The organism is Streptomyces sp. NPDC002574 (assembly GCF_042889545.1).
Lineage (GTDB): Bacteria > Actinomycetota > Actinomycetes > Streptomycetales > Streptomycetaceae > Actinacidiphila.
Map to the genome: position 1 here is coordinate 134449 of NZ_JBIARB010000020.1, position 9024 is coordinate 143472.

3 protein-coding genes are annotated in these 9024 nt (G+C 73.0%); 2 read left to right on the top strand and 1 reads right to left on the bottom strand.

The window, feature by feature from the left end:
• Window positions 1-4: 4 nt before the first annotated feature.
• Together mobF and ACFYXS_RS36135 are read left to right on the top strand one after the other, a co-directional pair.
• Complete coding sequence (mobF, locus tag ACFYXS_RS36130) at window positions 5-5086, top strand: MobF family relaxase (protein WP_389256029.1); 5082 nt, start codon at window positions 5-7, stop codon at window positions 5084-5086.
• Between the two features lie 481 nt (window positions 5087-5567).
• On the top strand, window positions 5568-6962 hold the full coding sequence (locus ACFYXS_RS36135; protein WP_389256025.1) for a hypothetical protein: 1395 nt from the start codon (window positions 5568-5570) through the stop codon (window positions 6960-6962).
• A gap of 289 nt (window positions 6963-7251) precedes the next feature.
• Here the strand turns inward: ACFYXS_RS36135 and tgmC are convergent, their stop codons facing one another.
• Window positions 7252-8373, bottom strand: a complete 1122-nt coding sequence (gene tgmC / locus ACFYXS_RS36140) for an ATP-grasp peptide maturase system methyltransferase (protein WP_389256026.1) — start codon at window positions 8371-8373, stop codon at window positions 7252-7254.
• Window positions 8374-9024 lie beyond the last annotated feature (651 nt).

Below are 9024 nucleotides of genomic sequence, written 5' to 3' on the forward strand. Positions count from 1 at the left end.
GGGTATGACGTGCAAGGCCATCACGGCCGCGGGATACGCGTATTACCGGCGCAACATTGCCCAGGGCGATGGGGTGGGCGGTGGTGGGGTCGCGGTGTCCTCGGCCATGCCTGGGGTGCCGGTGGGGCAGTGGCACGGGCGGGCGGCGACTGTGCTGGGGCTTGCCGGTGAGGTGAGTGATCCGCAGATGCGGGCGTTGTTCGGGCTGGGGATGCACCCGGACGCCGAGGCGATCGTGGCGCGTGAAACATGGGCGGGCGCGACGAAGAAGCGGGTGTGGGATGCGGCCAGGCTTGGTCCTGCGATACCCAGCCTTGCGGAGGGGTCGCCGTTGGAGCGGCAGATCGATCAGGTGCTGCGGCACGCAAGTGAGCAGATGTGCCGGCCGCTGACCACGGCCGAGGCCAGGAACCTGAAGATGCAAGTGGCCGCGCGCGCGTTCCGCGCCGAGTACCAGCGGGCGCCGGATGACGGGAAGGAACTCGCCCGGTTCCTGGCCTGCCGCACCGGAAAGCAGCGCCAGGCTCGCGCCGGATATGACCTGACGTTTTCGTGTCAGGAGTTGTCGCTGCTGTTCGCGCTCGGGGACGAACGGGTGCGACAGGTCGTGCTCGAGGTGCAGGAGCAGGCCCGGTCCGAGACCGTCGCGTGGATCGAGGACCACGCGCTGGCGGTACGCAGAGGGGCCGGTGGACCGGCGCAGTTGCGGGCGAGGCCTGGGGTGCTGGCGACGGTGTATCTGCACTACGAGTCCCGGGCGGGGGACCCGATGCTGCACGAGCACGTCGTGATCAGCCCCCGCGTTCAGGGCCCGGACGGGCGGTGGCGGAACCTGGATGAACGCCTGCTGTACCGGGAGATCGTTTCAGCCTCGGAGCTGTTCAACCAGCGGGTACTGGAACTGCTGTGCTCCCGGTTGGGGTTGCGGACCGAGCCGGTGGAGGTCACGCCGGGCCGGCGTCCGGTGATGCAGGTCGTGGGCATCGATCCGCGGCTGCGGGCGGTGTTTTCTCAGCGCGGCACGGCGGTCCGCGACCTGGCAGGCGATCTGCTGGAGGACTACCAGCATCGGTACGGCCGGCAGCCCGACCCGGCTGTGCGGTACCGGCTGCAGGAGCAGGCGCGGCTGTCCACGCGACAGCCCAAACCCGCCGCGCGGTCGCTGGATGCGCTGCTGGGCCGCTGGCGGCAGCGGGCGATCGCCGCCACGGACCGGGCGACGGTGGACGGCGTGCTGCGGGCAGCGCAAGCCGCCGCCCGTGGAGCCGGTGATGAAGCCGCTGCCGGGATGGCTGCTGGCCGTGAGGCATTTGCCGCCCGCACCGCGGGTGCAGAAACTCCTGGTTCGGGGTCAGGGCCGGGCGGTGAGCAGGTGGTGGAGGTCGATGTCGATGTCGCCGGGGCGGCCGCCGAGGTGCTCGCCGAAGTCTCTGCGCACCGCGCCGTTTTCCGCCGCCGACACGTGCTGTCCGAGGCCCGCCGCTACTTGGCCCGCACCCTGGCCGGTGCGACGGCCCCGCCCGGCGCCGCGGACGCCATCGCCGACCGAGCCCTGGCCGACGCGGACTGTGAGGAGGTCACCCCGCCCGACCTTCACCCGGCGCATCTGGAGCTGACCCGCGAAGACGGTGAGAGCGTCTACCGCGCGATCGGGTCTCGTACTTACACCACGCGCTCGCTGCTGGCGGCTGAGGAGCGGCTGATGGCCGCCACCCAAACGCGGGTGGCGGCGCCCGTCGGGCGGGAGGTGTTCGCCGGCGTGGCCGCGCAGTACGGCGGGCGGCTGGATGCCGGGCAGCGCGAGCTGGCAGCGTCGTTCGCCGTGTCGGACAAGCTGCTTCTGGCCGGGCTGGGGCCGGCCGGGTCAGGGAAAACCACCGCGATGCGACTGCTCGCTGCCGCGGTGGACGCGGCCGGTGGCCGCCTGATCCCACTTGCACCCTCTGCCCGCGCCGCAGGCGTACTCGGGACCGACCTTGAGCGGCCCGCGCACACCCTGCACTCCTGGCTGCGCGGGCGCGAACTCGCCGCCCAAGCCCGCCCGGTCGGGGAGGCTTTCGCTCTGCGGCCGGGTGATGTGGTGCTGGTCGACGAGGCCGGCATGGCCGGCACCCGCCGGCTGGACCAGATCGTGGCTGATGCCGCCGCAGCGGGGGCGGCGGTGCGGCTGCTCGGGGACCCCTGCCAGCTGGCCGCGGTCGAGTCCGGCGGCGCGCTGCGCATGATCGCTTCGGGCGGGGGAGTGGTCGAACTGGACCGGCTGCACCGCTTCCGCACCGACGGTGAGGCCGGAGCGTCCCTGGTCTTGCGGGACAGCGACCACCCGGGGGAGGCGTTCGCCTGGTACTGGGACCGCGGCCGCATCATCGCCGGCACACCACACCGGATGCAACAGGCCGTGCTCACCGCGTGGGCCAAGGACACCGCCGCCGGGCGCAGCACGCTGATGACGGCCCCGGACACCGCCACCGTTGCCGCGCTCAACGTCCAAGCGCAGGCCTGGCACCGCTCCCGCGGCACCGTTACCGCAGGCCGCTCCGCCGCCCTGCGCGGGGGGCTGCGCGCCCATGTCGGCGACGTCGTCGTCACCCGCCGCAACGACCGCCGCCGAACCGTGCGCGGCAGCCGCGACTTCGTCAAGAACGGCGACACCTGGACCGTCCAAGCCATCGAGCCCAGCGGAACTCTCCTCGTCCGCCACACCAGCCACCAGGGACGGACCCGCCTGACCGCCGGCTATGCGGCCGCGCACTGCGAACTCGGCTATGCCTCCACCGTCCACCGCGCCCAAGGCATGACCGTCGACACCTCCCACGCCCTGGCCGCCCCTGGCTCCACCCGCGAGGGCGCCTACGTCCAGCTGACCCGCGGCCGGCACACCAACCGCCTCTATCTGGCCCTGGATTACGACGGGCAGGACGTCTCGCGGGCGCTGGAGGCGATCGCGGCCCGGCGCAGCACGCAGGTGTCGGCGACCGAAACCACCGCCGCACTGCAGCAGCGGGCCATCGACCCGGCGACGCTGGCCGCGCAGTACGCGGACGCCGCCGCCGCGGCCACCACCGCCCGCCTGACCAGCCTCCTGGAGCGTGCCCTCGGCCCGGGCCGGGTCGCCGCACTGCTGGCCGCCGACACCTTCCCCACGCTGGCCCGCACGCTGCTGGACGCCGAACGCGCCGGAGCCGACCTGCCCGCCGTGCTCGCGCAGGCCACCCCACCCGGCCCGGACACCACACAGGACGGCCCGGACGGCACCGGCAGCCGGCACGCCGCCGATGACTACCCGGAGGCCACAAAGGACGGCGGGGGCCCCGCGGGCGGCGCGGACCTGGCCGCGGGCCTTGCTGGACGCCTGCTCCGCCTGGTGCGTGCCGCGCGAGCCGAGCAGGCGGGTGTGACGTGCCCGGGCGGGCAGGACCCAGCAGCCTCCCCGGCTGCCGGTGGGCTGGCCGTGCTGCCGTCGCACCGACTGCACACCCTCATGGCCCGGGCCGCGAGCCTGCGTGCGGCCGCCCACAGCGAACTGCAGGCCGCTGACGCCGCCGCCGGCGCGCTGCCGGTCCCGGTCACCACCCGCACCGGCCGCACCCACCCGGCCTGGCCGCACCGCCCCTACGGTCCGCTCTCCCGCACCGAACTCGACACCCACCTGGCCACGGTCGGCGCCGTCCGCCGGGATGCCGAACGCACCGGCACACCCCTGTCGCCCGCCGCCTCGAACACCGTTGCCGCGCTCACCGCCGAGGACGACCTGCGCAGCGCCCTGCCCTGGCGGGACGCGGCGCGCGAGGACTGGCAACGCGACCGCACCCCGCACCTGTCGCAGTCCTCGCTGGCCGCGATACGCCACCACCACCGCACCCGCGCCTTCGACACCGACCAGCGGCTCCGCCACGCCCGCACCGTCCTTGCCGGGGCCGATGCGCTCGCCGACGCCTTCAACGCCGAACTCCTGCGCCGACTGGGGATGCCGGGCCGGCGCACGCAACGGCCCCCGTACCCGGCCGACATACCGGACTGGGTCGCCGACCGCACCGCCCAGGACCACCCCGACACCCCCGCACACTGGCGCCATCACCTGACGACACGTCACCGCATCCTCGCCTGGGCCCTGGCAGAACGCGGCCGCACCCTCGCCGGGTCGCCCCCGGCCTGGACGCGGCCGCTGGGCCCGCCCCCACCCGCGGAATCCATTGAGCGCCGCACCGCCTGGGAGCTGACCTGCGCCCTCACAGAACTGTGGCGCACCCGGCACGCCATCACCACGGTCCCCGGCCTCGGCCCACGCCCGGGTGACACCGACGACGGGGCCGCCTGGGACGCCATGGCCGCCCGCATCCGCGCTCTGACCACCGGCCCCGGCGCTGCCGCCCGCACCCAGGCCCCCGGCGAGTTGGCCCCGGCGCTGCTGCCCGCACCCTCCGCCCGGCCCAGCAGACCACCCGCCGCCCCGGTCCCCACCCCGCTGCCCCCACCGCCGATCCCGCCATCCAAGGTTCCTGCGCCGCCGCCCAACGTCGCGGCCCCGGTGGTGCCGCCCCCACCGCCTGCACCGCCCCTCAGCCTGCCGCCCATCCCCGCTCCGACCCACCCTCCGCACCCCACACCGCCGCCCGCACCCCCAGCCTCCGCCGACCGTGACGGTGTGACCGCCAGCCGCGCCGCCTACACCGTCCACGCTGCGCTGGCCCGCCGTGCCCTGGCCGCCGCCCTCACCGGCGAGCCCGCCCCTGAACCCTGGATGGACAGCATCCCGGCACCGGATCCCGGCAACTCCGGGGAGCTGTACGACTACACCCGCCTCATCGCCGCCATCACCGACTACCGCCAACGCCGAAACCACACCGGCCTGGACATCCTCGGCCCCCGCCCCACCGATGACAGCGCCCGGGAATGGGAGCACCTGACCGACGCCCGCAACCGCTACACCCACACCCGCGCCCGGGCCCGCCTGGACGCCCTGCGCCGGCGCAGCGCAGCCCGCACCGCCGGCTCCTCTCCGCAGCAGCCCGCGCCCTGGCCGCCGGGCCCACCACCCGGGGCGCAGGGGCCTGACACACCCCCGGCCCCGGGACGGCGTCCATAACCCCGCGCGCGGGCCGATCGTTGTCTTCACCCTTACTGCCGACGCTGGGGTGCGGGGCCGGAACTGGGCTGGCGGGGTGAGGGTTGCGGTGTCATCGTGCGGGTTTCCGGCTTCCTGTGGTGGTCGCCATTGGTGGCGTGCCGCGGCTGCGGAACCCTGCGTCTCGTCGCCGGTGCTCACGGCTTGGTGTCGGCCTGGTGAAGGGGGACCGGCAGTGTGGTGGTGCGGGTGCCCGATTGCGTCGAGCGGGACGTTCTCCCAATCCGTGTTGCGGGGCTTGGGACGCGGCTGCAGCACCGACGTCCGGCCTCTGGTGCGGTTGGTGCACTGCTGAGGTGAAAACGACCTCCGAAACCCTTGCCTCCGTCGGCGATGGCCACTGCCGTCAGGCAGCGATCCGCCTCCCGGGTGCCCATCGCGCCCATCTCCGCCTCGCCACATGGTCCGCCACCCGTCCGCACATCTGGCCGAGGAGTGTGCGGTGAACAGCCTGCTCAACTGGCTGCGCCTGCACCCCCTGCACATGGCCGGCGTCCTGATCGTCCTCGCGCAACTTGTCACGATGGTCCTGGCCGGAGTCTCCTGGCACCGCCGGCTGCACGCCGCGGCTGCGCAGCCGCCGTCCCCGGATGCGCAGCCCAGCAGCGGCAGGCGCAGCCAGGCGGGCGCCAAGCGGAAGGCCACCAGAAACAAGAAACGCAAGAAGAACAAGCGGCATCCGGCCGCTGTCGTGGTGGCCGCGCTCGCCGCCGCCGGGTGCACCGCTTACAGCGGTGACACCTCCTGGCGGTTCGCCGAGGAGCACCTGGAGATGCACTCCCTGCGCGAGCGGAGCTTCCTGTTCTTCGCCGCCGAACTCGCCCTGTTCGGCTGCGCACTCATGGCACGCAGCAACATGCACTACAAGAACAAGCCCGGAGCGCCCGGGATGCTGGTGTGGCTGATCACCACCGTCCAGGTGGTCCCCGCCTACACCGAGAGCCCCGACATCTGGGGCGGCACCGTCCGCGCCTTCGTCGGACCGGTCCTGGCCGCCTTGCTGTGCCACCTCGCGCTCGGCCTGGACCTGTGGCACGCCAAACCCGGCGCCCTGTCCGACAGCGTCCCCGCCGTGCTCCTGCGTGAACTCCGCGAGCGCCTGCTCTCCCGCCTCGGCCTGGCCGACCGCGGCCGCGACGCCGAACAGATCACACGCGACCGGGCCACCCACAAGGCGGTGCGCCTTGCGTCGTTGCCGAAGGCCGCCCAATGGTTGGAAAGCGTCAGGAACAGGCGACTTGGGGCCGCCGTCGCCCGCGCCGGGGTCGGGGAGGATCCCGAGCAGGGCGAGAAAATGCTTCGTCTGCTTGCTGTCCGGCGGACCGCAGGCGACCTCACCACCATGGAGATGCCCCCGACCTGGAAAGAGGCACTGCGCCCGGGCTTTTCCCTGGTGGAAACCACAACAGACAGACAGGGCCGCCACGACGGCTGGAACGGCGGGCCAGGCCGCACACCCCTTCCGCTGCCAGCGGGCCATCGGCCTGCAACCCGGGCAGCAAAGCCGGGGAGAAGCAGGAACTGGTCCTCGACGCGGACACGCCCGGCCCGTATCCCGCCGTTGCAGACCCGCGCCGGACCGAAGCCGTACACGCCCGCATCCCGGCCCAGCCAGCTTCAGCGGATGCGCAGCCGAATGCACATCACCACAGGACAGATGCGCAGCCGGATGCACACGATGGCGGGGCGGATGCGCAGCCGCACGCCAAGGCACCCGCCCCGGACGCGGATACGGATGCGACAGGAGTCCGGCCCGACCTGGATAGCGACGAACTCCTGGAGGAGGTATGCCGCCTCGACGCAGCCGTCCGCGCCGGCAGCGGCCGCAACGCATTGAAGGGCGTGTCGCTGCGACAACTTCAGACGCAGCTGCACATCGGAAAACGTCGTGCGCAGCGCCTGCAGCGCCTCCTCAAGCAGGATCCCGAGCAGTGGTGATCACCAGGGGGACACGCTCCAAGCCGCCTGTCCTCCCCCGTCTGCACCGCCGCACGCCGCGGGGGAGCGGCAGCCCTTGCCCGGGTCCCCTGGGGCTGCGGTGCGCGGTGTGGGGCGAGGGTCGTAGGGCCGCGCACCGACTGCCGCCGGCGCGCTCCGCAGGGCACGGCTGGCTCTGACCCCCTGTGTCACCGGGCGTGGGGCCAGGTGTAGGTGTGGTGCCCGTCGGGGGTGATGGTGATGCGGAACTGATCCTGGCTGGGGGATCCGTCGTGGAGCCACCGTTGGAGGTGGTCTTCGACGAGGTCCCACAGGCGTTCGGGGCCGCCTTGCCGGACCCGCCAGCCGCGCCGGCCGGGCTGCAGCAGGGCCCAGCTTCCGGCGTCGGTGTCCAGGAGCAGCTGGCCCCGGTCGCCGAGGTCGAGGCGCTGCGCTGCGGGTGCGGCGGTCTGGGCGACGAACCGGGCCGTCCAGTCGTCCAGGATGCTGGCGTCGATCGTGGTGTCGCGTTCGGTGCCGCCGTCGGTGTTGGGGAGCATGCCCAGGGGTGGGGGCTGGTGGGGGCGGGCGAGCATGAAGGAGACCTGCCCGCCCAGGAGCCGTCCGGTTGCGCTGCCGTCGTCGTGGACGGTGAGGCGGGCCAGTTCCGAGGAGTGCATCCAGCCGCACACGGCGGCGAGGATTTGGCCGCCGGGACGGGTCTGGGCGATCCACTGGCCGGGGATGGTGAGCACGCCGCAGGTGGCGATGACCCGGTCGTAGGGGGCGCCGTCCTTGTGTCCGGCCAGGCCGTCGCCGGTGACCAGGTCGGGGGCGTGGCCGAGGGTGGCCAGCGTGGTCGCGGCCGCGGTCGCCACCACGGGGTCGACCTCGACGGAGGTGACCAGGTCGTCCCCGAGGCGGTGGCACAGCAGCGCGGTGGAGTAGCCGGTGCCGGTACCGATCTCCAGCACCCGCATGCCGTCTTCGACCTCGAGGTCTTCCAGCATGCGCACGACCAGGCCGGGCAGGGTGCTGGAGCTGGTGGGCTGGCGCAGGATCCGGCCGTGGATGTCACCGGGCACGATCGTGCCGGCGATCTGGGTGACCAGCGAGACGTCGGTGTAGCAACCGGACAGCCAGCCTTCGTCGCCGGGCATCACCGGCTCCCATGCCGTCGGGACCGAACCGTGCACCTGACGGAAGAAGCCGCCACCAAGGAACTCGTGCCGCGCGGTGACGGCGACGGCCTCCTTCCATTGCGCCGAGCGCACGCTGCCGTCGGCCGTGAGGTGGTCCAACAACTGTTGGCGCAGGTCCTGCTCGTTCATGAGGTCTTCCGTTCCAGTAGACGGCGATGGCTGCCACCAGGAGCGGCCCGGTCTCGGCTCCCACCAGGCCCACTGGTCGGAGGGGCCGCGTTCCAGGACGGTCTCGCCGGGGCTTACGGCGAATTTGAAGGCGCAGAAGGCCAGCTCGAACCGGCCCCGATACCGGTGCAGGGTCTCGGTGACGCTGCCGGAGGCCGGACGACGGGGCAGGTCAGCCGACTGTCGTCGGTGCGCCAGCCCAGCAGGCCGGAGTCGATGCGAACGCGAAGGTCCGGCTACGGGGGCGCCGCGTCGCCATCCCGCCACCACACTTCTGCTGTATGGCTACCTGTCCAGTCCAGGACGCGTGGCGACACACGGTTTTGTGCATCCGCATCGCGGGACGCGCTGTGGCCCGTGGCGTTGCTGACCTGGGGCTCGGGCACCGGCGCGGCATGCGGCGTGGCCGTGGTACAGGCCTGGCAGGTATCGGCCAGGCGCCAGAGCCGGCCCTCTGCGCAGCACACCAAGACCAGCAGGACGAGGCCGTCACAGCCGCGGTGGCGCGGATGCCAGCGGGTTGCGTCCTTGGAAGTGGTGTACGGGTTCCCACCTGATGCGGGTGTTTGTCTCGGCGTTGGAGTGAGTCCCCGGATAGAAAGACGGCCACCG

Bases quoted from the DNA above. Each gene is read 5' to 3' on its own strand.
- tgmC (WP_389256026.1), bottom strand. From the start codon at position 8,373: ATGAACGAGCAGGACCTGCGCCAACAGTTGTTGGACCACCTCACGGCC.
- mobF (WP_389256029.1), top strand. From the start codon at position 5: ATGACGTGCAAGGCCATCACGGCCGCGGGATACGCGTATTACCGGCGC.